Origin of the sequence: Plantibacter sp. RU18, assembly GCF_050613355.1 — a bacterium.
Taxonomy (GTDB): Bacteria; Actinomycetota; Actinomycetes; order Actinomycetales; family Microbacteriaceae; genus Plantibacter.
Map to the genome: position 1 here is coordinate 3,102,214 of NZ_CP159618.1, position 26,934 is coordinate 3,129,147.

Here is a 26,934-nt window from a genome sequence, read left to right on the forward strand (position 1 = left end):
GTCCCCTGCCGTGTGGCCGGGTGGCTAGTGCTCGCCGCCGACGAGCTTCAGGCCGATCACGCAGCCGATGAGGCCGAGGATGAGGAGCACCTTGATGACGGAGAGCTGCTCGCCTCCGAAGGTCATGGCGTAGCCGACCGTGAGCGCTGCGCCGATCCCGACCCACACCGCGTAGGCGGTGCCGACCTGGATGTCGCGCATGGCCCAGGCGAGACCCGCCATGCTGAGCACGAGGGCGACGCCGAAGGTGACGGTGGGCCAGAGCTTCGTGAAGCCCTCCGACCTGCCGAGAGCGGTGGCCCAGACGGCCTCGAGGACTCCGGAGGCGATGAGGATGATCCATGACATGACGAACACTCCTTCGTGGTCAGTCTTGTCGCTTGCCGGGTACTGCGCCCTCGTCCGGCAGCCCACATCGGGGCTGTGACCCCAGACTAGCGACCGGGCCTGGGCAGGCACTGTGCAGCGTAGCCGTACCCCACCGGCAACGGGCCTGTCGGTTTGCGACGTACTGTTGCAACACGGCCGGGGCGCGCCCACTGCTCCGGTAGCGTGATGGCCATGGCAGATCGTGAGTATGGCTTCCGCACGCGTGCAATCCACGCGGGCAACATCCCCGACCAGGTGACGGGCGCACGAGCGCTGCCGATCTACCAGTCGAGTGCGTTCGTCTTCGACGACACCGCGGACGCCGCAGCCCGGTTCTCCCTGCAGAAGTACGGCAACATCTACTCCCGTCTCGCGAACCCGACGGTCGCGAGTTTCGAGGAGCGCATCGCGAGTCTCGAGGGAGGCCTCGGTGCCGTCGCAACGTCGTCCGGGCTCGCCGCGCAGTACATCACCTTCGCGTCGCTCGCAGGAGCCGGCGACCACATCGTCGCGTCAGCGAACCTGTACGGCGGCTCGATCACGCAGCTCGACGTCACCCTCCGCCGCTTCGGCATCGAGACCACCTTCGTGCAGTCCTCCGACGCCGCCGACTACGCGGCCGCCATCCAGGACAACACGAAGCTCGTCTTCGCCGAGACGGTCGCCAACCCGTCCGGCGAGATCGCGGACATCGAGGGGCTCGCGGATGTCGCTCACGCCCACGGCATCCCGCTCATCATCGACTCGACGATCGCGACGCCCTACCTCAACCGCCCCATCGAGTGGGGCGCCGACATCGTCACGCACTCCGCGACGAAGTTCCTCGGCGGCCACGGCACGACGCTCGGCGGTGTCGTCGTCGAGAGCGGTCGCTTCGACTGGAACACCGACACGTTCCCGCTCTTCGGTCAGCCGGTCCCGAGCTACGGCGGCCTGCAGTGGTCCGGCAACTTCGGCGAGTACGCCTTCCTGACCCGTCTGCGTGCCGAGCAGCTGCGCGACATCGGACCCGCACTCGCCCCGCACTCGGCCTTCCTGCTCGCTCAGGGCGTCGAGACCCTGCCGTTCCGCATCCAGGCGCACGTCGACAACGCCCGCATCGTCGCCGACTGGCTCGAAGCGGACCCGCGCATCGCCGCCGTCAACTGGGCGGGGCTCGCGAACCACCCGCATCACGAGCGCGCGAAGAAGTACCTCCCGAAGGGTCCGGGTTCCGTGTTCAGCTTCGAGGTCAAGGGTGGCCGCCAGGTCGGCCAGAAGCTCATCGAGTCCGTCGACCTCGCCAGCCACCTCGCGAACATCGGTGACGCGAAGACGCTCATCATCCACCCGGCATCGACGACGCACGCGCAGCTCACCGATCAGCAGCTCATCGATGCGGGTGTCCTCCCGGGCATCGTCCGCCTGAGCGTCGGCATCGAAGACCCGGACGACATCATCTACGACCTCGACCAGGCGCTCACCGCCGCGGTGAAGGAGTAACGACATGAGCACTTCGACAAGCTCGGCGACCGACCGCTCGGCAGGCTCGGCGAGCAGCGGTTCCGAAACGGTCCGGCTCACCAACGGACTCACCTGCTCGCTGCCATCCGATTCGCCGCTCGCGAAACTCCTGCGGTCGCAGCGCACCTGGACCGGTCCCGATGCGAAGGCTCGGTTGAAGCTCCTGCGCGAGGCGAAGTCGGTCGCGATCGTCGGCGCCTCACCGAACCCCGCGCGCTCCTCGTACTTCGTCGGCACCTACCTGCAGCAGTCGAGCGACTTCCGCATCTACTTCGTCAACCCGAACGCCACGGAGATCCTCGGCCAGCCCGCCTACCCCGATCTCGCCTCTCTGCCGGAGGTCCCTGACATCGTCGACGTGTTCCGGAAAGCGAGCGACATCCCGCAGGTCATCGACGAGGTGCTCGCCATCGGCGCCCCGACCGTATGGTTGCAGCTCGGCATCTGGAACCAGGAGGCGGCCGAGTACGGCGAATCCAAGGGCTTGAACGTCGTCATGGACCGCTGCATCAAGGTGGAGCACGCACGATTCCACGGAGGACTGCACCTGCTCGGCTTCGACACCGGCCAGATCACCGCGCGCAAGACGCTTCGCTGACACCGCACCTCGACACGCTCGACGACAGTCGTCGCCCGACGCCTGGGTATGCTCGGGAGGTGCCCGCGCAGACCCCTCGAGTGACCGTCCTCGGTCCAGTGCTCGTCGAGGGACGCACGGGTCAGCTCGTCGAGCCGGGCGGTCCACTCGCGAAGGCACTCATCGCGATACTCGCGCTCGCCGACGGGCGGGCGGTCTCCGTGCCCGGCCTGATTGACGAGCTGTGGGACGACGCCCCACCGGCGGGAGCGAAAGCCGCACTGCAGACGCTCGTCTCCCGCGTGCGCGCGGTAGCGACGCCCGGCCTCATCGACTCGTCAGCCTCCGGATACCGGCTCGCCCTCGAACCCGGGCTGATCGACCTGCACGCGGCGGCACAAGGGACCGACGCCGCATCGACGGCCATCCGAGACGGTGACCCCGAGACCGCCGGAAGGCTCGCCCGCGAGGCATTGCTGCTCTGGACGGGTGAGCCGGGAGCGGAGCTCGACGACCACCTGGCCGCAGAGCTGTCGCAGCGCGCGGGCCGGCTCCAGGACGAACTGCGCCGCGTCAGTGCGCAGAGCCGACTCGAACTCGGCGAGGGTGCAGTCGTGATCGCCGACCTCGAATCCCTCGTAGCGGCGGATCCACTCGACGACGCCACGCATCTCATGCTCTTCAACGCCTACGCCCAGAGCGGCCGGCGCACCGAGGCGATGCGACTCTTCACCGATTACCGGCGCCGCCTCCGGGATCAGCTCGGCACCGACCCGACGAGCGCCCTCGTCGCTGCCCACACGGCACTGCTGCAGGGGGACGCCGCCGAATCGGTTGCGGTCGCGCCACCGGTGCCGCGGGAACGCGCCTCCAAGATGGTGCTCGGCCTGCGGACGGCGCCGAACGCACTCATCGGCCGCGATGCCGACCTCGAATCCATCGACTCGCTCGTCTCCCAGGTTCGGATGACCACGATCCTCGGCCCGGGCGGGCTCGGCAAGACCCGCCTCGCGCAGGAGGTTGCGCGGCGCGCATCGGCGACCATCCCCGGCGTCGTCTTCGTCGAACTCGCGAGCATCCGTGACGCGGCGGACATTCCGCTGGCCGTCGCCACTGCCCTCGGCATCCGCGAGACCAGCACCTCGAGACGACTCGGTGAGGCACTCTCGCGCGCCACCCCGCCGGTCGAGCTGCGCGAACGCATCATCGCGAAGCTCGCTGAGCGGCCGACGCTGCTCGTCATGGACAACTGCGAACACCTCGTCGACGCATCGGCCCGCTGGATCGCTGACGTCCTCGACTGGACCGCCGAGCTGCGCGTCCTCGCGACCAGCCGGAGTCCGCTGTCGATCGCCGCCGAACACGTCTACCAGCTCGGCCCGCTGGATGCCGCCGTCGGATTGGACCTCTCCCATGCCGGCCCGGCCGTCCGATTGTTCGTCGAGCGCGCGCGTGCCGCGCGGCCCGGGATCCACGTTCCACTGGATGTCGCCGCTCGACTCTGCGCGAAGCTCGACGGTCTCCCCCTCGCGATTGAACTCGCGGCAGCCCGCACGCGCTCCATGTCGGTGGAAGAGGTCGAACGACGGCTCGGCAACCGTTTCGCACTGCTCACCGCGGGCGACCGCAGTGCCCCCGAGCGCCACCGCACCTTGCTCGCCGTCATCGACTGGAGTTGGAACCTGCTCGGCGAGCGTGAACGCGTCGTCCTCCGCCGGACCTCCCGGTTTCCCGACGGCTTCGGCATCGACGCTGCGACGGCGGTGGCCGAGGACATCGACGACGTCGCCGCTGCGCTCGACGCCCTCGTCGGTCAGTCCCTCCTCACCGCACTCGACGATCCGGCCACCGGGACGCTGCGGTTCCGCATGCTCGAGACGGTCCGCGAGTTCGGCGCGATCGCCCTCGAGGACGCGAGCGAGGACGCACTGGTCCTGGAGCGCACACGCGCCTGGGCGGCCGAGCTGACCGAGACCCTGCTCCCGGACATGAACGGTCCCGATCAGGTGCGTGCCTTCGCCCGGCTGGCGCTGGAGCAGGACACGCTCGTCGGCGTCCTGCGTGGCGCCATCGCCGACGATCGGGCCGACATCGTCGCATCCGTCTTCGCGGCGCTCGCCCTCTTCTGGACCATCCGGAGTGCGCACCAGGAGGTCCTGGTGTTCGGCGAGGCGGTCCTCGACGTCCTCCGGCACCAGGCCCCGGAGGAGGTCACCAGCGACGGGGCGGCAGTGTCCTTCGCCATCATCTCGGTCACGTTCCTCAGCACGAACCACCGCACCTCCGCCCGCGGGATCGGTGCACTGCGCCGCCTCGAGCGCGTCCACCCCACCGAGCACCCGCGCATGCATGCACTCGTGGGGATGCTGCTCGCGGCAGGACGGGAGGAGCAGGTCCGCGTACTCCTCCGCGAATACTGTCGTTCAGACGTCGCCCAGATCGCGAACATCGGCAACCTCATGGCGTCTCAGGCCGCCGAGAACGACGGCGACCCGCGCACAGCAGAAAGCGCCGCCCTCCGCGCGAACGAACTGTCCCGGTCGCTCGGTGATGTCTGGGGCGTGGCGATGAGCGCGCACATGCTGGCCCAGCTGCACAGCCAGAACGCCCACCCGGAGCAGGCGCTCGTCTGGGCGGACCGCGCCGCGGAGGGTCTGACCGCTCTCGGCGCGGAGGCCGATCTGCAGCAGCTCGACTGGCTCGTCGCGCTCGGTGACATCGCTCGGGGCGAGTTCGCCGCAGCCACCGTGGTGCTCGAACGCTTCCTGTCCGACGAGGTGTCGTTCTCGGCGTTCGCCCCGCTCCCGGAACGCCGGTCGATCGCCTGGGCAGGCCTCGCGGAGATCGCTCGAGCGCAGGGCGACCACGAGCGCGGGGCCGAACTCTACGGGCGTGCGCTCGAGGCGTTCGAGCCCGAGGAATCGCGTCGCTCACCCTGGTTCTCGGTCGTCGCATCGGCGGTCCTGGGCGCAGGTCTCCTCGACGGCACGCCGTCGGAGACTGCGCTCGCGAGGCTCGCCCGCCGGCTGCGTACGCGCACCGTCGCGCTCGGCAGGCTCCTCCCGCAGCGCTTCGACCGCCCGGTCCTCGGAGCGAGCGTGCTCGTGCTCGGTGCGTGGTACGTCCGGTCCGACGAGGACACGGTCCGCCGCACCGGCGCGGAACTGGTGATCCTCGCCGGGCAGCTCGCGTCCCGTCAGGACATCCCGTCGCTCGTCCGCGCACCGCACGAAGCTGCTGCCGCGATCAGGTCGACCGCTCCCGAGCGCGAACGCATCGACGAACGGGTGGCCCCTCTCACAGCGCACGAGAGCGCCGCCCGGGCGTTGGAACTGCTCAGCAGTCCTGCCCTGGCGACGCTCTAGACGGCGACGCGCCCGACGTGCTCAGGCGCGCCACATGTACGCCCGCACGGTGAGTGGCGCGAAGATCGCGACGATGACGGCGGCCCCCAGGAGAGCGAGCCAGGCGTCGGCGCCGAAGGTGCCGGTGTTGGCGAGGTCACGGACCGCGGTCACGAGGTGCGAGACCGGGTTCACGTTCACGAAGCCCTGGAGGAAGGCCGGCATCGTCTCCGGGTTCACGAACGCGTTCGAGAGGAACGTCAGCGGGAACAGCACGAGGAACGAGATGCCCTGCACGCTGCTCGCGCTCCGTGCGATCACGCCGAAGAACGCGAAGATCCAGCTGATCGCCCAGGCGCACACGATCACGAGGAGCCCGGCCAGGACCACGAAGCCGAGGCCACCCTCCGGTCGGTAGCCCATGATGAAGCCCATCGTGAAGGTGAGCGTCGTCGCGATCGTGTACCGGACGGTGTCGGCCAGCAGGGCGCCGGCCAACGGTGCGATGCGGGCGATCGGCATCGATTTGAACCGGTCGAACACCCCCTTGTCCATGTCCTCCCGCAGCTGGATTCCGGTGACGACGGAGGTCGTGATGACCGTCTGCACGAGGATGCCGGGGATGATGATCGGCAGGTAGCTCCCGATGTCACCCGCGATCGCGCCGCCGAAGATGTAGGTGAACATCAGTGTGAAGATGATCGGCTGCACCGTCACGTCGATGAGTTGTTCCGGGGTGCGTTTGATCTTGAGCAGCCCGCGGTACGCCATGGTGAACGAGTTGCGGATGGTCTGCGAGACGCTGACATGGTTCCGGAGGGACCGGTCCGTGGCCGGGGTGATGGCGATGGTGCTCATGCTGAGACCCTCTCTACGGTGTTGATGGAGTCGGTACCGGGCTGGGAGTCGGCTGCATCGGCCTCGACTCCATGGCCCGTGAGGGTGAGGAAGACCTCGTCGAGCGTCGGCTTCTGGACGCTCATCTCCGCGAGCCGGATACCGGCTTCGCGGAGGGTGATGAAGAGGTCGGTGACGGCGTCTGGATCGCGCATCGGCGCGGTGATGCGCGTCGCCTCCGGGGAGGCAACCGTCTCGACGCCGAGGACGCTGGAGATCACACGGCGCGCGTCTTCGAGGTCGGCGGGGTCGGCGAGCCGCAGCTGCAGCGAGGACTCGCCAACCGACGCCTTCAGTTCGTCGGATGTGCCCTCTGCGACCACGAGGCCGCGGTCGATGACGGCGATGCGATCGGCCAACTGGTCGGCCTCGTCGAGGTACTGCGTCGTCAGCAGGACGGTCGAGCCGGTGGCGACGAGACGACGGATCGTGTCCCACATCTGCGCCCGCGTGCGCGGGTCGAGGCCAGTGGTCGGTTCATCGAGGAAGATGAGGGGCGGCTGGGCGATCAGGCTCGCTGCCAGGTCGAGCCGCCGGCGCATGCCGCCGGAGAACTTCTTCAGGGGTCGGCCTGCAGCCTCGGTCAGGCCGAACTCCTCGAGGAGTTCGGCGCTCTTGCGCTTCGCTTCCGCGCGGCCGAGGCCGAGCAGCCGAGAGAAGATGACGAGGTTCTCGGTCGCCGACAGGTTCTCGTCGACGGACGCGAACTGGGCGGTGACGCCGATGAGCTGGCGCACGATCTGTGATTCCCGCTGGATGTCGTGGCCGAAGATGGAGGCGGTGCCCGCGTCCGGACGCAGGAGCGTCGCGAGCATGCTGATGGTGGTCGTCTTGCCGGCACCGTTCGGGCCGAGGACACCGTAGACGGTGCCGGTGCGGACGGAGAGGTCGACGCCGTCGACGGCTCGGTTGTCGCCGAAGGTCTTCACGAGGCCGTGGGCCTCGATGGCCCAGTCGGTGCTGTCGCTCATGCGGATGCCTTTCGAGTGGTGTACGAGCCGCCGGTGGGCGGCACGAGGATCACTGTCCTCCGGGGCGCTCACCGATCACTCACCGCTCGCTGACATCGGCTGTCAGCGAGCATGTCCTTGCCCGGGTCATCCGTCCGGCGGCGAACTTCGCCACGGATCAGGCCGGCCGCGCAAGCTTCCTGCGTCGACAGCCGGAACCCGGCGTCGGGGCCACGGCGGGTGCCGACGCGGACCTAGAGTGAGGAGACCAGTCGTACCGAAGGAGGTCGTCCAGTGACGGCATACGTGTCAGCATTCGACCTCTTCTCCATCGGGATCGGCCCGTCGAGTTCCCACACCGTCGGTCCGATGCGGGCAGCGCTCGTCTTCGTCCACAGTCTCGAGGCCGACGGCCAGCTGGAGCAGGTCGACCGTGTCACCTGCTCGCTCTACGGCTCACTCGGCGCGACCGGCATCGGACACGGCACGCCGGATGCCGTCGTGGCGGGGCTCCGCGGTCTGACACCGGAGCAGTGCGATCCTGCCGAGGTGAAGCGTGCCTGGAGCGATTGGCAGGAGGGGACGGCCCTCGACCTCGCCGGCACAGGCGACATCGCCTTCTCGAAGGACGACATCTCCTTCGTGCCGCGCACTCGGCTACCCGGCCACCCGAACGCCATGACGCTGCACGCATGGAGCAACCGGAGTGATCTGCCCGTCCGCACTGAGACGTACTACTCGGTGGGCGGAGGCTTCATCCGCCGCGACGGCGACGACCCGGCCGAGGACGTGCCGAGGACACCGGTTCCGATGCCGTTCCGCACCGCAGAGGCACTCATCGCGCTGTGCGACGAGACGGGGCTCCCGATCGACGCCATCGCACGGCGCAACGAGGAGGCCGTGCGCCCCCGCGATGAGGTCGATGCAGGGCTCGACGCCATCTGGGACGCGATGCATGAATGCGTCTCGGCGGGGCTCGCCGACACCGGAACCCTGCCGGGCGGGCTCGGCGTCAAGCGGCGTGCGCGGGCTGTCCGCGAGCGTCTGGAGCACGCTGAAGCCGAGAGCGGGCGCGAGCTGCCGACCGAGTGGCTTCACGCCTTCGCCCTCGCGGTCAACGAGCAGAACGCGTCGGGCGGTCGCGTTGTCACTGCACCGACGAACGGTGCGGCCGGCATCATCCCCGCTGTCGCGAGTTACTACCTGCGCTTCGTGCCGGGTGCTTCGCTCGAGGGTGTGCGGCGGTATCTGTTGACCGCGACCGCGATCGGTTCACTCTTCAAAGCGAACGCCTCCATCTCCGGGGCCGAAGGCGGGTGCCAGGCCGAGGTCGGCTCCGCATGCGCCATGGCTGCCGGGGCGCTGTGCGCAGTGCTCGGCGGCACGCCGCGTCAGGTCGAGAACGCCGCCGAGATCGCGATGGAGCACCACCTCGGTCTCACCTGCGATCCGGTCGGCGGGCTCGTGCAGGTTCCGTGCATCGAACGGAACGCGATCGCATCGTCCACCGCGGTGAGCGCCGCCCGGCTGTCGCTGCACGGAGATGGCACGCACCTCGTCTCGCTCGACACCGTCATCGAGACCATGCGACAGACGGGCGTCGACATGTCGACGAAGTACAAGGAGACGAGTGAGGGCGGCCTCGCCGTGAACGTCATCGAGTGCTGACAGGCTCGCCGTCGGCCTGATCGAAGGGCCGTGGCCATGCCTGGTTACCTCGTGTTGCCGCGTGTTGCCGCCATTCCTCGACCTTCCGCGCCCGGCGACCTACCGTTGGCGGCATGACCTCGAACCGCACGCCGCTCCTGGTGGATCCCGTCGTGTCCACGCAGTGGCTGGCCGACCACCTCGGCAGTGATCGACTGATCGTGGTGGACGCGTCGGTTGTGACGCTGCAGACGACCGCCGGTGGCGCACCGCGTCTGCTCAGCGGCTACGACCAGTACTTGTTCGACGGCCACGTGCCGGGCGCGGTGTTCGCCGACCTCATCGACGATCGCGCCGATCCGTTCGAGGCGCTGCAGACCGATGCCGACCGGACGGCCGTCGTGTACGACGGCGGGGACGGTCGGTTCGCCGAGCGGGCGCGTCGTCTCCTCCTCGACCTCGGATACGAGCAGGTCGCCGTCCTCGACGGTGGGCTCCGCAGATGGCGGGTCGAGGGTCGGGCCGTCGAAGACGGTGTCTCGGACGGACAGTCCGCACGCTGACCCGACTCAACGGGCGTCGAGCAAGGCGACGTCCGTGACCGGCAGGCGACAGACGAAGTCCTCACAGCGGTAGGCCGTCACCCGCCCCTCCCGGCTCGTGCGATCCGCGAACACCGCGAACCCGGCAGCGCTCCAGGCGATCGCCTGGGAATCGGAGACGACGGCGACGAGATCGTCCTGCCGCGTCCTGACGGCGTCGAGCATCGCTTGGTCGCCCGTGGTGTCGTGGTCCGTGCGTCCTGCCACGGGATCCGGTCGCACCACGATGAGCTGCGACGCCGGGCGGACGAGACGCGCCGCGAGCGCGAGCCCGGAGCCGAACGCCGTCGGAGCGGATGACGCGCCGGTCGAGACGAAGCGGACCGCATCCTCCGCGGCCCGCCGGTAGCGGGCCTCCCCCGTGAGCTGGAATAGCAGGAGTGACGCCCGACCGAGCGCTGAGATCCCCGACGGGTAGGCTCCCTCCGACGGATCGCCGTCGATGCGCATCCCCTGCGACGCGAGGACCGGGTCTCCGCCTCCGGGGAGTTCGAAGCCGGCGACGCGACTCCTCGTCGCCTCCATGTCCTCGGGTCGGCACCGGTCCACGAGGTCCCGTGCCAGTTCGGCGTAGCGGACCTCGGCCGTGGCGAGCGCGAGGCGCAGGAGCCCCGACGCGAACATGCCGTAGTCCTCGAACGCGGCAGCCGCGTCGGAACGCTGCTCGTCGAGCGAGGCCCGCGCCAACCGCCCGTCGGGAAGCAGGTGGTTCTCGATGACCGCATCGGCGGCCCATCTCGCGGCTTCGAGCCACTCCGGTCGGTCGAACACGACGGATGCCTCCGCGAGCGCTTCGATCGCGAGCCCGTTCCACCCGGTCAGCACCTTGCGGTCGACGGCCGGTGGCTCGAGCACGGCACGACCATCGAGGTCCCGACGGTAGTAGCCGCCCTCGCTCCGGACGCCGTCGACGATGCTCTCCGAATCCTGCGCTGACCCGAACCCGCCGTCTGGCTGCTGGAGCGTCCCGATGAGGAACTCGGCGATGCCCGTCGCCACGATCGACGCCCAGCCGCTCGGCCGGTCGGCCCAGGCACGACTGTATGCAGCGAGCAGCAGCGCGTTGTCGGTGAGCATGCGTTCGTAGTGCGGTTCGGTCCAGTCCTGTTGCACGGCGTAGCGGAAGAAGCCGCCCTCGACCGGGTCTCGCAACGCCGAGGCACCCATCGTCTTCAGCGTCCGCTGCGCGAGTTCGACACCTCGCACTGCAGCCTCGCCCGCCCGCGGCCCCAGCAGGAAGTCGAAGACCGGAGCGATCGGGAACTTCGGGGCGGAGCCGAAGCCGCCGAACCGCTCATCCTCGACCCTCGCGATCGCGGTGACCGCCGCCTCGAGTTCTGTCGTCCCGGGCAGCGCTCCGTCCTCGGTGGAGGCGACGGCCTCGGCGACGGCCTCGGCGATCGCCCTGGCCAGACCGTCCGCGCTCGCGATCACCTCACTACGCCGTTCGGTCCATGCGGAGCGCACCGCCTCGAGGACCTGCCGGAACGCCGGATGGCCGCGCTGCGGCTCCGGTGGTGAATAGGTGCCCGCGTGGAACACGTGCCCCTCCGGCGTCACGAAGACGTTCAGCGGCCAACCGAGTTCTCGGGTGAAGGCGCCGGCAGCGGCGAGATAGCTCGCGTCGACGTCGGGATGCTCCTCACGGTCGACCTTCACCGCGACGAACCCCGCAGCGAGCATTGCGGCGATCGTGTCGTCGGAGAACGACTCCCGCGCCATCACGTGGCACCAGTGGCACGTCGAGTAGCCGATCGACACCAGCAGGGGGACATCCCGGCGCGCCGCTTCCGCGAAGGCCTCAGGCCCCCACGGGTACCAGTCGACGGGTTGATCGGCGTGCGAGCGCAGGTATGGGCTCATCGCCTCGGAGAGACGGTTCGTCATGCTGTCTCCGTCATCGTGGCTCCGGCGCCCGCCGTCGGGCCTAGACGCCGAGCGGCAGTTGTTCGCCCGCCGTGATCCGCGTGCGGAGCCGGTTGTTCGGTGCCGGCAGCGGGCAGACGTAGTGTTCGCTGAAGGCGCAGGGCGGCAGGTAGGCACGGTTGAAGTCGACGAGGACATGTCCTTCGGCTGTCGGCGCGGGCATGTTGATGAACCGGAATCGGTAGGACTCGTCGCCGCTCGTCCCGTCCGCGAACACTGCCCACAGCCCGTTCGGGCCGCCGGTGACCGTCATCGAGACGGACTCGTCCGCGAGCTCGAACTCGACCCGACCGACCGGAGTCTCGGTCGTCACGTGGCCGTCGATCGACTCCGTCTCGACGGTGGCGTCGGGCGAGGGCACGAAGCGCGCCGGGCGGATCCAGGCGCTGTCCGGGGTGAATGCGCTGATACCGGTCAGCGCCGTCCGCCCGGGGGTCTCCGGATCGAGCACGCGGAGTGCGTAGACACCGTCGCGTTCCATGCCGCGGAGCAGCGAGTCCCCGTAGTGGAGCTCATCCCCGTGGACGAGCTCGACGCGGTCGGTCATGATCTGGGCGCCGCTCGGCGTCGTCAGGCCTGCGCCGGTCAGCCGCTCGCCGACGATGCCGGTGTCGTCGGCTCGCCACGTGCCTGGCGCGCCCTCCAGCGCGGCCGCCTCATCGGTCAGCCAGTGCGTGAATCGGAGCGATGCGATGCCGTGGGGGGCTCGGACGGCGCGCTCGCGGGCGGCATGCCAGCTCGACCAGGAGGCGATGAACTCTGCGGGGGTCTCGGAACTCATACCCCGACGGTACCAACTCCCATGGCCCGCGCCCCCCTCAGAACACGCCGGATGACGCGGTGCGCGCTCGGCGAACACGACGATGGCGCCGCCCGGAGGACCGGACGACGCCATCGAGGACTGCTGTGTGGACTACTCGAAGAGCTTCTTGTCCTTCAGCCAGTCAGCTGCGAGGGTCTTCGGCGCCGCCTTCTCGTCACCCTGGTTGCGGGCGTTGAGCTCGATGAGGTCTTCCGTCGTGAGTGCGGCGGACACCTCGTTCAGGACCTTCTTGACCGCATCGCTGGCCTTGTCCGAGTTGATCAACGGGAGCACGTTCTGCGGGAGGATCAGGTTCTCCGGGTCTTCCAACGTCACGAAGTCGTTCTCGGCGATCGACGGTGTGGTCGTGTAGATGTCGGCGAGCTGGACGGTGCCGTCGAGCAGGGCCGCCGTCGTCTGGGCTCCGCCGCCATCGCTGATCGGCACGAAGCTGATCTTGTCCGCTGCGATGCCGTAGACGTCGGTCAGTCCCTTGGGGCCGTACGGGCGCTCGGCGAGCTCAGGTGCCCCGCCCACCGCGAGCGGGATGTTCAGCGCCGCGAGGTCGGCAAGGCTCTTCACGTTGTTCGTCTCGCTGAACTCCTTCGTGACGTTGTAGGAGTCCTTGTCCTCGGCCTTGGACTGGTCGAGGACCTCGAAGCCCTTCGGGGTCGCGTCCTGGAGCGCTGAGAACACCTCGTCGCTGGAGGTCGCCGTCGCCGTGTCGTCGAAGAACTGCAGCAGGTTGCCACTGTAGTCGGGGACGAGGTCGATCGAGCCGTCCTCGAGGGCCGCGATATAGACGTCGCGGGCACCGATGTTGAGCGATTCAGCCGTCTTGATGTCGTTGGCTTCGAGTGCCTGGATGTAGATCTGCGCGATGATCTCGGACTCGGGGAATCCGGCGCTGCCGACCGTGATGGTGTCGGCGGCCGCGGTCTCTCCGGCCGTGGGGTCACCGGCGGAGCACGCGCTCAGTGCGAGTGCCGCTGCCGCGGTCGCTGCGATGCCGACCGCGATGCGCCGGCCCTTTCGAACTGTGAACATGATGTTTCCTAACTGTGGTGGACGAGGACGGTGGTGCCGTTGGTGGGACTGTCGGAGCCGCGCGGTGCTGGCCGCACGGAATGGTTCGGAACCCTATTGGTTTCGGTATGCCGCGATCTGCATGTTCGCCTCCGCTTCTGCGAGAGCGGGATCGGGCGAGGATGACGTGTCGACGGACGCGGCGCGTGAGCGGGTCTCGTCCACGCGCGCGTGGGTGGCCTGGACACCACGCGGGACGACGGCCCGTTGCAGGAGCGCGAAGACACCCTCGAGGATGAGCGCCAGCACGATGATGATGATCGAGCCGGCGAGCATCTGCGCGTAGTCGCGCACCGGAAGACCGTCGAGAATGTATCGGCCGAGGCCGGGGCCGTTCGTGAGGAACGCCACGACCGTCGCGGTCGCGATCGTCTGGAGGACGGCCGACCGCACGCCGCCGATCATGAGGGGCAGCGCGAGCGGGATCTCGACCTTGCCGAGGATCTGCCACTCGTTCATGCCGACGGCGCGCGCTGCGTCGACCGTCTGGCGGTCGATCGCCTCGACGCCACCATAGGCACCGGCGAGCACCGGTGGGATCGCGAGCACGACGAGCGCGGTGATCGCGGGGACGAGGCTCGTGCTGGAGAAGCCCCAACCGAGGGTGATGAGTGCCAGGAGCGACAACAACCCCAGGGTGGGCAGTGCGCGGAGCGCACCCGTGATCGCGACCGCCACCTCCCGACCCTTGCCCGTGTGGCCGATCAGCAGCCCGAGCGGGATGGCGATGAGACACGCGATGAGCACCGTCAAGCCGGTGACGCCGAGGTGCTGGAGGACGCGCACGGGGATACCACCGGGGCCCTCCCAATGGGTCGGGTCGAAGATCCAGGCGAACGCTGCGAGGAAGTTGATCATGCGACGCCTCCGTGAGCCGTCGCCGTCTCGAGTTCGATAGCCTCGGCGCTCGCTCGGCGTTTCCGGATGGCGCTCTTCGAACTGATCCGGGTCCAGGGCATGAGCAGGCGGCCGAGGAACACGATCAGGACGTCGAACACGACTGCGATGACGACCGTCGCGACGATACCCGTCAGGATCTCGATCGGGAACTGCCGGTTGTAGCCATCGGTGAAGAGGTATCCGAGGTTCGTCACGCCGATCAGCGCGCCGACACTCAAGAGGCTGATCGTGCTCGCCGACACGACGCGCACTCCGGCGAGCATGAGTGGTCCGGCGAGCGGGAACTCCACGCGCCAGAACCGCTGGCCGGTCGAGAAGCCGACGGCTTGAGCGGACTGCCGTACACCGGCGTCGACCGCGTCGAGAGCGTCTGCGATGGTGCGGACGAGCAGAGCGACGGCGTAGATGGTGAGGGCGATGACGACGTTGGCCGGATCGAGGACCTTCGTGCCGATGAGCGATGGCATGAGCACGAACAGCGGCAGCGACGGGATCGCGTAGAGGATGCCGCTCACGGTCAGCAGGACACCACGCGACCAGCGGTACCGATGCGCGAGCCAGCCGAGCGGGAGTGAGATGAGGAACCCGATGATGATGGGCGGCAGGCTCAACTGGACGTGGGTGAGCGTGAGGCTCCAGATCATGTCCCAGTTCGCGACGACCCAGCTCATGTCGGCGCTCCATCGCTCTGGGCCGCGACGCCGGCTGCCGGCGTTCCCTGACGGTCGCCGAGCACACCGGCCGGGCGACCGGACTCGTCCACCACGACGTCGCGCCCGTCGACGCGCTCGACGTGGAGCGTGCGCTGTCCGCGGTCGGCACCGATGAACTGGGCGACGAAGTCGTCCGCCGGAGCAGCGACGATCTCGGCCGGCGTGCCGACCTGGGCGATGTGGCCGCCCTTCTGGAGGATGACGACCTGGTCGCCGAGGAGGAAGGCCTCGTCGATGTCGTGGGTGACGAACACGATCGTCTTCGCCATGTCGCGCTGCAGCCTGAGGAGCTCCCGCTGGAGTTCGGCACGCACCAGTGGGTCGACCGCGCCGAAGGGCTCGTCCATCAGCAGGATGTTGGGATCGATCGCGAGGCCGCGGGCGACGCCGACACGCTGCTGCTGGCCGCCGGAGAGCTGGCTGGGGTACCGGTCGGCGAGGGAGCGGTCGAGCCCGACGGTGTCGAGCAGGGTCAGGGCGTCCGCTCTGGCCTGCTTCTTGTCGACGCCGGTGAGCATGGGCACCGTTGCGACGTTGTCGATCACGGTCCGGTGCGGGAGGAGTCCGGAGTTCTGCATGACGTAGCCGATGCGACGACGGAGCCGTACCGGGTCAACGGCCGACACGACCTCGTCGTCGATCACGATGCGTCCCGCACTCGGGTCCACCATGCGGTTGATCATGCGCAGGAGGGTGGTCTTGCCGCAACCCGAGGACCCGACGAACACCGTGGTGGTGCGCGACGGGATCGTGAGGGAGAAGTCGTCGACGGCGAGGGTGCCGTCATCGAACCGCTTGCTGACGTGCTCGAAGGAGATCATGCTGGACCGATGCCTCTTCTCTGAACGCCTGCCAGTGGCAGTTCGTCATGCGACGGATCGTCGCCCCGGTGGTCGGCGGCTCGTTGAACGTCTCGTCGTCGGTTGTCCGAAACTACCGCAGCCCACCGACATCGCCCACCCCCCTCGACACACGGCGTCAGACGTGTCATGCAATCGTCATCCGCGCTGATCGGGGGTTCGCGCGTCGGCCGCACACGTTCCGCCCTGCGCGAACCGGGCGAGTACCGACGCTCACGACCGCTCGACCCCGAGCGCCCCGAGCGCTGCAGCGATGAGCGCCTGCCCGCGGGGAGCGTCCTCGATCACCGCGTCGAGCTTCGCGTGGACGGCACGGAACGCGACCGACCGCTCGGGGGCGGGCGCAGCACCGAGGGCATCCACGGCCACGACGGCTTCGAGGGCGAGGACGTCCGCGAGGAGCGCGATGGAGCGCTCGAGGAGTCTGAGCGAGGTACCGGCGAAGGAGGCCGCGTCCTCCGAGCCGCCCGACAGCACCGCTCCGCCGATCGCGACGGGCGTCGCGAGCACGCGGAGCTCCGCGAGGAGGTCGACCGCCGAGTGTCCGAGCAGTCCGGGGACTCGACTCGGCGATGCGCGACGCCCGTCGGCGACCGCGTCCGCGATGGTGGCGAGACGGCGTTCGGCCAGCGTGGCGACGTGTGCGATCGCTGCCCGCAGGGAGTCGAAGGTGTGGGCGAGCTGGACCACGTGGAAGAGTCCACCCGAACGCAGTGTGCCGGAGCGCTGGTCGACGAGGGGGTTCTCGGCAGCAGCACCCAGCGTGGCCTCGAGGAGCGAGACGGCCGCCGCGACCTGGTCGACGAGTGCGCCGTTGGCTTGCGGCGCGACGCGGAACGCGAGCGGGTCCTGGGTCCTGGCAGACGGGCGGTCGCCCGGGGCACCGAGCAGCTCCGAGATCCGGGCGCCGCTCTCGATCGCTCCGAGCGATGGGCTGCGACTGAGGAGTTCCGCGTCGAACGAGCTGGGGTTGCCGCCGGCACCGAGAGCCTCGAGCGCACGGAAGGACAGAGCCGTCGTCGTGTCGGCAACCCGGCTGAGCGCGCCGAGCCGGTCGATCGCGAGGGCTCCGACGCCGAGCGCGTAGGCGTTGTGGTTGACGAGGGCCAGACCTTCGTGGATCGCGAGCTCGAGCGGGGCGAGCCCGACACGGCTGAGCGCCACCGTTGCAGGGAGCTGATCGCCGCCGAGCAGCGCATCCCCCTCGCCGATCGCCAGGGCCGCGAACGCCGCGAGGTGCGTCGGGTCCGCCTCCCCCACCGAACCGATCGACGGGATGACGGGGACGACGCCTCGGTTGAGGAGTTCCGCGGTGAAGACGGCGGTCTCGAGGCGGATGCCGGACCCGCCTCTGGTCCATCCGGCCAGACGCGCGGCGACGACCGCTCGGGCCCGGTCCTCGGACAGCGGGCGTCCGACTCCGCCCCGCTGGTCCTGCACGATCCGGTGCTGGAACGCGATGAGCTCGGCGCCGTCCACTGACGCGTCGCGGTCGCCTCCCGGCTCGCGGTCGAAGCCGTGGGTCCCCGACCGTCCACCGATCGACGCAGCCGCAGCGCCGACGAGATGTCGTTCGACGATGGCCCGCGCCGCGCCGATCCGGTCGAGCGCGGCGGTGTCGAGCACCACGATCGCACGACCGGCGGCCACGGCGACGAGGTCGTCGATCCCGATGGGGCCGGCGCCGAAGACGACAGGAGCACCCATCAGTTCACGCCCCGCTCGCCGGAGCAGACGTGCATCATGCGTTCAGTGTCCGACACGTGCTGCTCCGTTCGATCGGGAGGATGGCCGACAGCGGGCCGAGGAATGACGTCAGCGTACGGCCGGCCCACAGACCCCACCCGTTGTGTGTCGACGTATGACACGGGCGGTCGGCGGCGTGACGGAGCTCTGCACTGCTCCGACCGATACGATGGAGGGCTGATGTCAGAGATCCGAATCGCCTACCCGCCAGAGCTGCCCGTCAGCGCTGCCCGCGAGGAGATCGCGGACGCCATCCGCGACAACCAGGTCGTCATCGTCGCCGGCGCAACGGGCTCGGGCAAGACGACCCAGCTGCCGAAGATCTGTCTCGAACTCGGACGGGAGTCGATCGGGCACACCCAGCCCCGCCGCCTCGCGGCCCGCACGATCGCCGAGCGCATCTCGGAGGAGCTTGGCCAGGAGCTGGGCGGTGTCGTCGGCTACCAGGTGCGGTTCACCGATCAGGCGTCGAAGGCGACGAAGATCAAGTTGATGACGGACGGCATCCTGCTGAACGAGATCCACCGCGACCGGTTGCTGCGCAAGTACGACACGATCATCATCGACGAAGCCCACGAGCGCAGTCTCAACATCGACTTCCTGCTCGGCTACCTCAAGCAGCTGCTCCCCAAGCGTCCCGACCTCAAGGTCATCATCACCTCCGCCACGATCGATCCGGAGAGCTTCTCCAAGCACTTCGAGGGAGCCCCCATCGTGGAGGTCTCCGGCCGGACCTACCCCGTCGAGGTCCGCTACCGCCCGCTCCTGGCCGACGAGACGGGCGACGACGACGAGGACGCGCCCGAGTCCGAATCCGCCGATCGCGACTACCTCGAAGGCATCAACGCAGCGCTCGACGAACTCGCGCGCGAGTCGATGGGCGATGTGCTCGTGTTCCTCTCGGGAGAGACCGAGATCCGCGATGCCGCCGACGCCATCCGCGGGCGGAACCTCCCGGGCACCGAGGTGCTGCCGCTCTACGGTCGGCTCTCCTCCGCTGACCAGCATCGGGTCTTCCAGCCGTCGACGGTCGCCGGTCTCCGCCGCCGCATCATCCTCGCGACGAACGTCGCGGAGACGAGCCTCACCGTTCCAGGCATCAAGTACGTCATCGACGCCGGCACCGCCCGCATCTCCCGCTACAGCGTCCGCTCGAAGGTGCAACGCCTGCCGATCGAAGCCATCTCGCAGGCCTCCGCGAACCAGCGTTCCGGGCGCTCCGGCCGCACGAGCGACGGCATCGCCATCCGACTCTACTCGGAGGAGGACTTCGCGAAGCGCCCCGAGTTCACCGAGCCGGAGATCCTGCGCACGAACCTCGCAGCGGTCATCCTCCAGATGATCTCGCTCGGTCTCGGTGACATCGCGGCCTTCCCCTTCCTCCAGCCACCGGACGCACGCGGCATCAAGGATGGTGTCGACCTCCTGAGCGAACTCGGCGCGATCGATCACCGCACCTTCGCTGACGGCTCGCCCCGGGGCGCCGGTCCGTCGCTCACGCGGGTCGGCCGCGACCTCTCCCGCCTGCCGATCGATCCGCGGTTCGCCCGCATGGTCGTCGAGTCGAAGCGGCACGGCGTCTCCCGCGAGGTCCTCGCGATCGTTGCGGCGCTCACCATCCAGGACCCTCGCGAGCGCCCGCTCGAGCACCGGCAGAAGGCCGACGAGCTGCACCGTCGGTTCGTCGACCCGACGAGCGACTTCATCGCACTGCTGAACCTCTGGAACTACCTCGAGGAGAAGCAGGACGAGCTCTCCTCGAGCGCGTTCCGGCGTCTGTGCAAGGCTGAGTTCCTCAACTATCTGCGAGTCCGGGAGTGGCACGACGTCTACCGTCAACTGCGCCAGCTGGCGAAGCCGCTCGGTCTGACGATCGACGAGCCCTCGGCGAACCCCGACGGCATCCACAAGTCACTGCTGGCCGGGCTCCTCTCGCATATCGGCCTGAAGGACCAGACGGTCGCGCCGGTCGTCAAGGGTCGTGGTGCACCGCCCGCGACGAAGACCGCGAAGAAGGGCGACTACATCGGCGCCCGCCAGACCCGTTTCGTCCTCTTCCCAGGGTCCGCGCTCGCGAAGAAGCAGCCGAACGCCGTCATGAGCGCCGAGCTCGTCGAAACGAGCCGTCTCTTCGCGCGGACGAACGCCTCGATCGATCCGGCGTGGGCGGAACAGATCGCGGGCGACCTCTGCAAGCGTTCCTACAGCGAGCCGCACTGGGAGAAGAACCAGGGCTCTGCCGTCGCCTACGAGAAGGTCACCCTGTACGGCGTGCCGATCGTGCCGCGTCGCCGTGTGCAGTTCGGTCGCATCGACGCCGAACAGGCGCGCGAGTTGTTCCTCCGGCATGCCCTCGTCGACGGCGAGTGGACGCACGACATCGCCCGCGACAAGCTGTTCGACTTCCACCGCGCGAACCGTCGTCTGCGGAAGGAGCTCGGCGAGCTCGAAGAACGTACCCGCCGTCGCGACATCCTGTTCGACGATGAAGCGGTGTTCGACTTCTACGACGCCCGAGTCCCTGCGGAGGTCTCGACCACGAGGGGCTTCGAGACCTGGTGGCGGAAGGCGCGCGTCGAGCAGCCCGATCTCCTCACGATGCGCCAGGAGGACCTCCTCCCGGAGGACACCCCCACGGTCGATGAGCATCTGTTCCCCGCCGAATGGGTGCAAGCCGACCAGCGGCTGAAGCTCAGCTATCGCTTCGAGCCCGGCAGCGACGACGACGGCGTGACGGCGATCGTCCCGCTCGCCCTCCTCGACCGCCTCTCCCCCGCCGGCTTCGACTGGCAGGTGCCCGGTCTCCGCAAAGACCTCATCACCGCGATGATCAAGGCGCTCCCGAAGGCGTTGCGACGCAACATCGTCCCGGCCGCCGACTGGGCGGCGAAGCTCATGGCGGAGTTGCCCGCCGAGATCCCGTCGGTCTCGCCCGATCGTCCGGCCTCTGAGGACTCCTTCGCGAACCGCCTCGCGAACGCCATCAAACGGCTGTCCTACATGGACATCTCGGCCTCAGACTTCGAGATGGACCGTGTCCCAGAGCACCTGCTCGTGACCTTCCGGGTCATCGACGAACGAGGGCGCACGCTCGCGACCGGCAAGAACCTCGTCGAACTCCAGCAACGCCTCAAACAGCGCACGCGGGCCAGCGTCGCCAAGGTCGCGGCAGCCCGCGTCGCGAACGCCATCGAGAAGTCGGGGTTCACGCGGTGGGACTTCGACGACCTCCCACGCTTCATCGACATCCGTCAGGAGGACGGTGTCATCCGAGGCTATCCGGCGATCGTCGACGACGGTTCGAGCGTGTCGGTCCGGATCATGAGCACCGAGGCGGATCAACAGCGCGCCATGCCGTCAGGTGTGCGCCGACTCCTCCTGCTCGCGATCCCGTCACCGACTGCATACGTGCAACAGCACCTCAAGGCGAACGAGAAGCTCGCACTCGCGACGAGCCCGTACCGTTCGACGGCGGCGCTCTTCGAGGACTGCCTCACTGCCTGCATCGACGACGTCCTGTACCGCGTCGTGCCCGATGGCCAGGTCTTCTCGAAACTGCAGTACGAGACGCTGCGCGACCGGGTCTCCGCGTCGGTCATGGACCGCATGTTCCAGACGGTCGCAGTCGTCGCCCGCATCCTGCAGTCGGCCCGCGACACCGAGAAGGCGATGAAGGCGGCGACGAGCATGACGCTGCTGGCGGCGCTCACCGACATGCGCAGCCAACTCGACGGACTCGTGTTCCCCGGCTTCGTCTCGCGGACGGGTTCGGCACGTCTCGACCACCTGCCTCGCTACCTCGCCGGGATCAAGTACCGTGCCGAACGACTCGCCGACAACCCGAACCGTGACCGCGTGTGGATGACCGAAGCACAGACCGCCCTTGCCCGCTTCGAGGCGGCGGGCGGTGTCATCCCGTTGCCCGCGGACGCCCCGGAGCACCTGGTGAAGGCGCGGTGGATGATCGAGGAGCTGCGCATCAGTCTCTTCGCGCAGCAGCTGGGTACGGCGGAGTCCGTCTCGCTCCAGCGGCTCCAGAAGATCCTCGCCAACTGAGCTGCTCAGAATTCAGGGAATCCGTCAGCTCGCCGGACCATATGTCCGATTCCCGCTCGTAGTCGCGCGGATTCGGCAGCTACCACGCAGGATTCCCTGAATTCTGCAGCGTGTCTGGGTCAGGTTCCTGGGCCCGTCGCCACCGGCAGCTCAGGGTGGTTCGCCCACTCGCTCCACGACCCTGGATACAGCACCGGGTCGAAGCCGGCGAGCGTCAGCGCGACAGCGTTGTGCGCTGCCGTGACCCCGCTGCCGCAGTACGTGGCGACCGTGGCACCCTCGGGCACACCGGCCTCGAGGAAGCGCTCACGCAGCGCGTCGGGCGTCAAGAAGCGGCCGTCATCGTCCACGTTCCCCGTCGTCGGTGTGCTGATCGCACCGGGGATGTGCCCGGCACGCGGATCGACCGGCTCGACATCGCCCCGATAGCGCTCGGCCGCACGGGCATCGAGCAGCACCCGCTCGGTACCGGGCCAGGCAGCGACCTCGTCGAGTCCGATACTCGGCAGGGCTCCGGCGCCGAGGGTCACCGTGCCCGGCTGCGGCGTGATCGCTCCCGCCTCGATCGGGAGGCCGGCGTCGCACCATCCTCGGAGCGCGCCGTCGAGGATCCTGACGTCCGTGATCCCGGCATTCCGCAGGACCCACCAGGCGCGAGCCGAGGAGAGGTTCTTCAGGTCGTCGTACACCACCACCACGTCACCATCGTCGATCCCCCACGATCGCGCCGAGGCCTGCAGCGCCTCGGTACTCGGGAGCGGGTGTCGACCATCGACGGGGACCCGCCCCACGGGCACATGGTCCGCGAGATCACGGTCGAGGTCGACGTACACCGCTCCTGGCAGGTGACCTGCCAGGTAGGCCGGGCGACCGTCCGGGACGTCGAGCCGCCAGCGGACGTCGAGGAGACGCACCGCCGTGTCGGAGGCGATCAGCGCGGCGAGTTCGGCTGGCGAGATGAGGATCGACATGCCCCCAGCGTACGCAGCGGTCGGCGTTGGAGGCGGCTCGGCGCGAGCATCAGCCTGTCACACCGGGTAACAGAGTTGCAGTGCGCGCTGGATGGGCGAAACGTAGGGTCTGCAACGTGCGCCGAATCGATCGTTGCAGCAGTCATCCGCAGCCCGTTCGAAGGATCCTCCGTGAGCTCAGTCCACCAGGCAGCCGCCTCCGTGACCGCCCTGCCAGCCCCGATCGACGGCGGTGACGTCGCACACGGCTTCGCTTCGCTGCCAGCCGACGACTTCAAGGCGGCGTTCCGCCAGCACCCGGCCGGGGTCTCGGTCATCACCGCGGACGACGGCAGCGGTCCGGTCGGTCTCACCGCCACCTCGGTGTTCTCCGTCAGCGCGGAGCCTCCGCTGCTCGTCTTCTCCGTCTCCAGCCTGTCGTCGAGTGCACCGACTATCACGGCCGCGGACACCGTCGTGGTCCATCTCCTCGGCTCGGACCAGTTGCACATCGCGAAACTGTGCGCGACGAGCGGCATCGACCGGTTCGCCGACACCTCGATCTGGGACCGCCTCCCGACCGGCGAACCCTACTTCACCGGCAACGGTGTCTGGATCCGCGGTCGGATCGTCAACCGCATGGAGGCAGGCACGTCGACGGTCATCGCCGTCCACGCCCTCGAGTCGAGCGTGTCGCAGCAGCACGGAACCGTCGGAACGACGCAGGCGCCCGCCACGCTGGTCGAGCCGACGACCCCGGCGGCACCGTCGTTCTCCCCGAGCTTCGACGGCGCGCCCCTCGTCTACCACAACCGCACCTGGCACCGTCTCGACTCGAACTCCCAGATCGACGGCTGAGCACCGCTGCCGAACGGGCGACTGCGCAAGCCCTCCTCGCGGCGTCCCTCCGGTCGATAGCGTGGGCGGATCACCATCGTCGAGGAGGAACCCCATGGCCGGATCGAAAGCGCGCACCGTCGGACGCCTGCTGCTCGGAGGGACGCTCGTCTTCGCCGGCATCAGCCATCTCACCTTCGCGCGAAAGGACTTCCAGGCGCAGGTGCCGGAATGGGTGCCGATCGACGAGGACACGACCGTCCTTGCATCCGGCGTCGTCGAGATCGCGCTCGGTGCAGCACTCGTGTCGGGCGTACGGCGCACCGCGGTCGGCAACCTCGCCGCGGCGTTCTTCACCGCGATCTTCCCCGGCAACCTGTCGCAATGGATCAACCGACGTGACGCCTTCGGTCTCGACACGGACAACCGCCGCTTCCTGCGGCTCTTCTTCCAGCCGGCCCTGATCGCACTCGCGCTCTGGTCCACGCGCTCGCCTCGGTCCTGACCGAACAGCTGTCAGAGAACCCGCGCATCAGCGAGGCGGCTCAACAGCAGTCGCAGCGCTCGACCTCGAGGTCGCCGGTCAAGGCGCCGACCGGCGTCTTGCACACGTCACCGCGCCACGCTTCCAACCCCTCCCGCACCGCGAACCCCGCGATGACGAGCGCTGCCGCAGCATCAGCCCAGGTCCAGCCGAGCAGCGTGTTGAGGAGGAGCCCCGCGAGCAAGGCCGCCGAGAGGTAGCTGCAGAGCAAGGTCTGCCGCGAGTCGGCGATCGCCGAGGCCGAACCGAGTTCACGTCCGGTGCGGCGCTCGAACCAGCTGAGGAACGGCATGATCGCGAGACTGACCGCCGCGAGCACGATGCCGACCGGGCTGTGCTCTGCCTCCCGCAGACCCACCAGCGACAGGACGGCATCGAGACCGACGTACGCGGCGAGCCCGAAGAACGAGACGGCGATGATGCGGAGGGTGGTCCGCTCACGGCGCTCCGGGTCGGGGCTCGCGAACTGCCAGGCGACGGCAGCGGCAGAGAGCACCTCCACGACTGAGTCGAGCCCGAACCCGATGAGCGCGGCAGACGAGGCGACCGAGCCCGCCGCGAGCGCGATGATCGCTTCGACCACGTTGTAGGTGATGGTGATCGCGACCAACAGGCGGATGCGCCGCTGGAGGATCACCCGACGCGCGGGCAGCAGTCGAGCGCGTGCGTCGGCGAGTACGGCGGCCTGGTCGCTCATGCGCCTGGCGCGCAGCACAGCGGGACGTCGCACGTCTCGTCGTCGCACGGCGAGCCGTCGTCCACCGCGAGGACGACATCGACGAGTGCTCCGAGGGAGCGCGTGAGATGCGGGTCCGCGATCTCGTACCGGGTACGGCGCCCTTCGGGCACAGCCACGACGATTCCGCAGCCCCGCAGACACGCGAGGTGGTTGGAGACGTTCGAGCGGGTCAGGCCGAGGTCCAGCGCGAGCTGCGCGGGATACCCGGGAGCGTCGAGGAGCTCGATCAGGATCGCGGATCTCGTGGGATCGGCCATCGCCCGGCCGAGCCGGTTCATCACCTCGAGGCGGGGAGCACGAGTCAGCATGCACTGACCATACAGCGCAAGCTGACCTGTTGTCGAACGCTCGGCCGACACGCGCCCTCCGCGCGCAGGTGCAGGTAAGGTCGAGAGCACGAGAGCCACAGGGGGAATCATGCCCGAGACCGAAACCACGATGGACGAACTGCTCGTCGCAGAGTCCGTGCAGCCGCGCAGCGCGGCCCAGGACGGTCTCGTCGCCGCGATCTCGCTCGTGGTCATCCTCGCGATCGCCATCACGACGACCGCCGTCCTCTTCTTCCCCGTCCTCCAGGGCGCGATGGCGTTCTGGTTCAGCTGGGTCTTCTCCACCTGGGGCTTCTGAGCTCCACAGCCCTGCAGCGGTCAGTTCGCTCGTTGCACCGCGAGGAGCAGCTTGACTGTGGCGGCATCGTCCGGCACCGTGATGTCGAGCGCCGTCAGCTGCGCGAACCGTGCCAGACGGTTCATCACCGTGTTGCGGTGGCAGAACAGCTCCGCAGCGGCCACGGAGGCCGAGCCCGAGGCGGCATACACCGTCACCGCCTCGATCAGGAGCGCCTGCTCCACCGATGGGAGCAGACGCAAAGCGGCGAGGGCATCCTCTGCGAACCCCGTGGCGATCGGACCGAGCTGACGAGCAGCCAGCACCGGCCAGAAGGACGCGACGGTGGCCGCCCGACCCGGAGTTGCGAGCTCTGCGAGTTCTCGGGCGAGCAGCCACATCGCGCCGAGGGAGGAGAGCGTGGCCGCGGATTGCGAGATGCCCAGCTGCTGGTCTGCGAGCGCCGGATGCACGTGTTCCGCAGCCGCGATGATGGCGAACTCCACGCCGTCCAGGCGGAGACATACGGCTGTCGGAAACTTCGCGAGCACGCTCGTGGCGAACTGTGGCGCGGAATCCGGATGCGACACCACGACCCAGTAAGGCCCGCGTTCGGGGATCTCCAGTGCCTTACCAGCCTGCAGGTGCAGATGCCGGTCGTCCTCGCTGCCGTGCAACAGCCGACGGAGCAGAAACGCCCGTTCCTGCTCGAGTTCGGCCCTGACCCGACCAAGCTCGAGCATGTACCCCGCCTGCACGCTCGTGGTGTGGGCTTCCACGACCTCCCAGATCACGACAACGTCGTCGGAGAGCCGGTCGGTCTCGTCGGGCAGCCGCTCCTCGAGCGCCTGCCAGATGAAGCGGAAGTCCATCCGCACCGCGCGGAGCAGCGACTCGAGAGGAACGCCTTGCCGCGCGCGCTTGCGGCCGATGTCTCCTGAGTGCTCGCGAAGTTCGTCGTCGATCCGCTCCCCGCGCAGCTGCCGGAACATGAGGTGCAGCGTGCGGCGCGCCGTGCTGTGGATGTCCTGCTCAGCGACGACCGACTCCACGTAGCCTGTGAGCGTGCGAACCTGCCGGACGTACAGCCCGGTGATCGCCTCGAGATCGGCGAGACAGAGGTCGACGCCCCGTCGAAGCGCCGGAGTGACGTTCGCATCATTGTGCATTTGCCCATGTTAGGCCGGGAATCGAGTGAGCCTGACGATTGCCGAAGCGCCCCGTCACTGTGTTCTATGGGAGCACGCCGTCACTGCTGACGTGCATGTTCACATGCTTGC

The 26,934-nt window shown here is 68.7% G+C and carries 23 protein-coding genes and 1 riboswitch; of the genes, 9 read left to right on the forward strand and 14 right to left on the reverse strand.

What is annotated here, in order from left to right:
- Positions 1–24 precede the first annotated feature (24 nt).
- Positions 25–348 (reverse strand): DMT family transporter, encoded by a 324-nt coding sequence (locus ABMA10_RS14905; protein WP_347869463.1) that lies wholly within the window; start codon positions 346–348, stop codon positions 25–27.
- Positions 349–363: 15 nt separating this feature from the next.
- A riboswitch (guanidine-III (ykkC-III) riboswitch) is annotated at positions 364–427 on the reverse strand.
- A 134-nt stretch (positions 428–561) separates the two neighbouring features.
- On the opposite strand from ABMA10_RS14905, the gene ABMA10_RS14910 reads away from it, so the two are divergent.
- From ABMA10_RS14910 to ABMA10_RS14920, 3 genes are read left to right on the forward strand one after another with little or no spacing between them, the layout of a single operon-like run.
- A complete protein-coding gene (locus tag ABMA10_RS14910) occupies positions 562–1,851 on the forward strand; it encodes an O-acetylhomoserine aminocarboxypropyltransferase/cysteine synthase family protein (RefSeq protein ID WP_347869464.1) in 1,290 nt (429 codons plus the stop codon).
- Between the two features lie 4 nt (positions 1,852–1,855).
- Positions 1,856–2,470 (forward strand): CoA-binding protein, encoded by a 615-nt coding sequence (locus ABMA10_RS14915; RefSeq protein WP_347869465.1) that lies wholly within the window; start codon positions 1,856–1,858, stop codon positions 2,468–2,470.
- A 59-nt stretch (positions 2,471–2,529) separates the two neighbouring features.
- On the forward strand, positions 2,530–5,814 hold the full coding sequence (locus tag ABMA10_RS14920) for an ATP-binding protein (protein ID WP_431030655.1): 3,285 nt from the start codon (positions 2,530–2,532) through the stop codon (positions 5,812–5,814).
- A 21-nt stretch (positions 5,815–5,835) separates the two neighbouring features.
- Here the strand turns inward: ABMA10_RS14920 and ABMA10_RS14925 are convergent, their stop codons facing one another.
- Positions 5,836–6,651, reverse strand: a complete 816-nt coding sequence (locus ABMA10_RS14925) for an ABC transporter permease (RefSeq protein ID WP_347869467.1) — start codon at positions 6,649–6,651, stop codon at positions 5,836–5,838.
- Positions 6,648–7,661, reverse strand: a complete 1,014-nt coding sequence (locus ABMA10_RS14930; protein ID WP_347869468.1) for an ATP-binding cassette domain-containing protein — start codon at positions 7,659–7,661, stop codon at positions 6,648–6,650. Before ABMA10_RS14930 ends, ABMA10_RS14925 begins: the two co-directional genes overlap by 4 nt.
- 273 nt (positions 7,662–7,934) lie before the next feature.
- Here ABMA10_RS14930 and ABMA10_RS14935 point away from each other — a divergent pair, with 273 nt between their 5' ends.
- Positions 7,935–9,308: an L-serine ammonia-lyase gene (locus ABMA10_RS14935; RefSeq protein WP_347869469.1), complete on the forward strand. Its 1,374-nt coding sequence runs from the start codon at positions 7,935–7,937 to the stop codon at positions 9,306–9,308.
- Between the two features lie 113 nt (positions 9,309–9,421).
- Positions 9,422–9,850, forward strand: coding sequence for a rhodanese-like domain-containing protein (locus ABMA10_RS14940; RefSeq protein WP_347869470.1), 429 nt, complete (start codon positions 9,422–9,424; stop codon positions 9,848–9,850).
- Positions 9,851–9,856: 6 nt separating this feature from the next.
- On the opposite strand, the gene ABMA10_RS14945 is transcribed toward ABMA10_RS14940, so the two are convergent.
- The 7 genes from ABMA10_RS14945 to ABMA10_RS14975 form a co-directional block, all read right to left on the reverse strand.
- Positions 9,857–11,776: a thioredoxin domain-containing protein gene (locus ABMA10_RS14945; RefSeq protein ID WP_347869471.1), complete on the reverse strand. Its 1,920-nt coding sequence runs from the start codon at positions 11,774–11,776 to the stop codon at positions 9,857–9,859.
- Positions 11,777–11,816: 40 nt separating this feature from the next.
- A complete protein-coding gene (locus ABMA10_RS14950) occupies positions 11,817–12,596 on the reverse strand; it encodes a DUF1684 domain-containing protein (protein WP_431030656.1) in 780 nt (259 codons plus the stop codon).
- A 132-nt stretch (positions 12,597–12,728) separates the two neighbouring features.
- Positions 12,729–13,664, reverse strand: a complete 936-nt coding sequence (locus ABMA10_RS14955; RefSeq protein WP_347869473.1) for an ABC transporter substrate-binding protein — start codon at positions 13,662–13,664, stop codon at positions 12,729–12,731.
- Positions 13,665–13,757: 93 nt separating this feature from the next.
- On the reverse strand, positions 13,758–14,561 hold the full coding sequence (locus tag ABMA10_RS14960) for an ABC transporter permease (RefSeq protein ID WP_347869474.1): 804 nt from the start codon (positions 14,559–14,561) through the stop codon (positions 13,758–13,760).
- Positions 14,558–15,274 carry an ABC transporter permease gene (locus tag ABMA10_RS14965; RefSeq protein WP_347869475.1) on the reverse strand — a complete coding sequence of 239 codons (717 nt, stop codon included), beginning with the start codon at positions 15,272–15,274 and terminating at the stop codon, positions 14,558–14,560. Before ABMA10_RS14965 ends, ABMA10_RS14960 begins: the two co-directional genes overlap by 4 nt.
- Positions 15,271–16,137 carry an ABC transporter ATP-binding protein gene (locus ABMA10_RS14970; protein WP_347869476.1) on the reverse strand — a complete coding sequence of 289 codons (867 nt, stop codon included), beginning with the start codon at positions 16,135–16,137 and terminating at the stop codon, positions 15,271–15,273. The genes ABMA10_RS14965 and ABMA10_RS14970 overlap by 4 nt, the downstream gene beginning before the upstream one ends.
- A gap of 252 nt (positions 16,138–16,389) precedes the next feature.
- Complete coding sequence (locus ABMA10_RS14975; RefSeq protein WP_347869477.1) at positions 16,390–17,883, reverse strand: aromatic amino acid lyase; 1,494 nt, start codon at positions 17,881–17,883, stop codon at positions 16,390–16,392.
- A gap of 219 nt (positions 17,884–18,102) precedes the next feature.
- Here ABMA10_RS14975 and hrpA point away from each other — a divergent pair, with 219 nt between their 5' ends.
- A complete protein-coding gene (gene hrpA, locus ABMA10_RS14980; RefSeq protein ID WP_347869478.1) occupies positions 18,103–21,978 on the forward strand; it encodes an ATP-dependent RNA helicase HrpA in 3,876 nt (1,291 codons plus the stop codon).
- A 119-nt stretch (positions 21,979–22,097) separates the two neighbouring features.
- On the opposite strand, the gene ABMA10_RS14985 is transcribed toward hrpA, so the two are convergent.
- Complete coding sequence (locus tag ABMA10_RS14985; protein ID WP_347869479.1) at positions 22,098–22,949, reverse strand: sulfurtransferase; 852 nt, start codon at positions 22,947–22,949, stop codon at positions 22,098–22,100.
- A gap of 201 nt (positions 22,950–23,150) precedes the next feature.
- Here ABMA10_RS14985 and ABMA10_RS14990 point away from each other — a divergent pair, with 201 nt between their 5' ends.
- Positions 23,151–23,786, forward strand: coding sequence for a flavin reductase family protein (locus ABMA10_RS14990; RefSeq protein WP_414693688.1), 636 nt, complete (start codon positions 23,151–23,153; stop codon positions 23,784–23,786).
- Between the two features lie 94 nt (positions 23,787–23,880).
- Complete coding sequence (locus tag ABMA10_RS14995; RefSeq protein ID WP_347869480.1) at positions 23,881–24,270, forward strand: DoxX family protein; 390 nt, start codon at positions 23,881–23,883, stop codon at positions 24,268–24,270.
- 40 nt (positions 24,271–24,310) lie between these two features.
- Here the strand turns inward: ABMA10_RS14995 and ABMA10_RS15000 are convergent, their stop codons facing one another.
- Together ABMA10_RS15000 and cmtR are read right to left on the reverse strand one after the other, a co-directional pair.
- Positions 24,311–25,006 (reverse strand): cation transporter, encoded by a 696-nt coding sequence (locus tag ABMA10_RS15000; RefSeq protein ID WP_347869481.1) that lies wholly within the window; start codon positions 25,004–25,006, stop codon positions 24,311–24,313.
- Positions 25,003–25,356 (reverse strand): Cd(II)/Pb(II)-sensing metalloregulatory transcriptional regulator CmtR, encoded by a 354-nt coding sequence (gene cmtR / locus ABMA10_RS15005; RefSeq protein ID WP_347869482.1) that lies wholly within the window; start codon positions 25,354–25,356, stop codon positions 25,003–25,005. The genes ABMA10_RS15000 and cmtR overlap by 4 nt, the downstream gene beginning before the upstream one ends.
- A 109-nt stretch (positions 25,357–25,465) precedes the next feature.
- Here cmtR and ABMA10_RS15010 point away from each other — a divergent pair, with 109 nt between their 5' ends.
- Positions 25,466–25,675 carry a hypothetical protein gene (locus ABMA10_RS15010; RefSeq protein WP_347869483.1) on the forward strand — a complete coding sequence of 70 codons (210 nt, stop codon included), beginning with the start codon at positions 25,466–25,468 and terminating at the stop codon, positions 25,673–25,675.
- Positions 25,676–25,695: 20 nt separating this feature from the next.
- Here the strand turns inward: ABMA10_RS15010 and ABMA10_RS15015 are convergent, their stop codons facing one another.
- Complete coding sequence (locus ABMA10_RS15015) at positions 25,696–26,823, reverse strand: helix-turn-helix domain-containing protein (protein ID WP_347869484.1); 1,128 nt, start codon at positions 26,821–26,823, stop codon at positions 25,696–25,698.
- Positions 26,824–26,934 lie beyond the last annotated feature (111 nt).

Excerpts from the sequence above, each read along its gene's own strand:
- ABMA10_RS14910 (WP_347869464.1), top strand. The coding sequence starts at position 562 with ATGGCAGATCGTGAGTATGGCTTCCGCACGCGTGCAATCCACGCGGGC.
- ABMA10_RS14945 (WP_347869471.1), bottom strand. The coding sequence starts at position 11,776 with ATGACGAACCGTCTCTCCGAGGCGATGAGCCCATACCTGCGCTCGCAC.
- ABMA10_RS14955 (WP_347869473.1), bottom strand. The coding sequence starts at position 13,664 with ATGTTCACAGTTCGAAAGGGCCGGCGCATCGCGGTCGGCATCGCAGCG.
- ABMA10_RS14995 (WP_347869480.1), top strand. The coding sequence starts at position 23,881 with ATGGCCGGATCGAAAGCGCGCACCGTCGGACGCCTGCTGCTCGGAGGG.
- hrpA (WP_347869478.1), top strand. The coding sequence starts at position 18,103 with ATGTCAGAGATCCGAATCGCCTACCCGCCAGAGCTGCCCGTCAGCGCT.
- ABMA10_RS14965 (WP_347869475.1), bottom strand. The coding sequence starts at position 15,274 with ATGAGCTGGGTCGTCGCGAACTGGGACATGATCTGGAGCCTCACGCTC.
- ABMA10_RS14915 (WP_347869465.1), top strand. The coding sequence starts at position 1,856 with ATGAGCACTTCGACAAGCTCGGCGACCGACCGCTCGGCAGGCTCGGCG.
- ABMA10_RS14905 (WP_347869463.1), bottom strand. The coding sequence starts at position 348 with ATGTCATGGATCATCCTCATCGCCTCCGGAGTCCTCGAGGCCGTCTGG.
- ABMA10_RS14940 (WP_347869470.1), top strand. The coding sequence starts at position 9,422 with ATGACCTCGAACCGCACGCCGCTCCTGGTGGATCCCGTCGTGTCCACG.
- ABMA10_RS15015 (WP_347869484.1), bottom strand. The coding sequence starts at position 26,823 with ATGCACAATGATGCGAACGTCACTCCGGCGCTTCGACGGGGCGTCGAC.
- ABMA10_RS15000 (WP_347869481.1), bottom strand. The coding sequence starts at position 25,006 with ATGAGCGACCAGGCCGCCGTACTCGCCGACGCACGCGCTCGACTGCTG.
- ABMA10_RS14950 (WP_431030656.1), bottom strand. The coding sequence starts at position 12,596 with ATGAGTTCCGAGACCCCCGCAGAGTTCATCGCCTCCTGGTCGAGCTGG.
- ABMA10_RS14975 (WP_347869477.1), bottom strand. The coding sequence starts at position 17,883 with ATGGGTGCTCCTGTCGTCTTCGGCGCCGGCCCCATCGGGATCGACGAC.
- ABMA10_RS14930 (WP_347869468.1), bottom strand. The coding sequence starts at position 7,661 with ATGAGCGACAGCACCGACTGGGCCATCGAGGCCCACGGCCTCGTGAAG.
- ABMA10_RS14970 (WP_347869476.1), bottom strand. The coding sequence starts at position 16,137 with ATGATCTCCTTCGAGCACGTCAGCAAGCGGTTCGATGACGGCACCCTC.
- ABMA10_RS14985 (WP_347869479.1), bottom strand. The coding sequence starts at position 22,949 with ATGTCGATCCTCATCTCGCCAGCCGAACTCGCCGCGCTGATCGCCTCC.
- ABMA10_RS14960 (WP_347869474.1), bottom strand. The coding sequence starts at position 14,561 with ATGATCAACTTCCTCGCAGCGTTCGCCTGGATCTTCGACCCGACCCAT.
- ABMA10_RS14925 (WP_347869467.1), bottom strand. The coding sequence starts at position 6,651 with ATGAGCACCATCGCCATCACCCCGGCCACGGACCGGTCCCTCCGGAAC.
- ABMA10_RS15010 (WP_347869483.1), top strand. The coding sequence starts at position 25,466 with ATGCCCGAGACCGAAACCACGATGGACGAACTGCTCGTCGCAGAGTCC.
- cmtR (WP_347869482.1), bottom strand. The coding sequence starts at position 25,356 with ATGCTGACTCGTGCTCCCCGCCTCGAGGTGATGAACCGGCTCGGCCGG.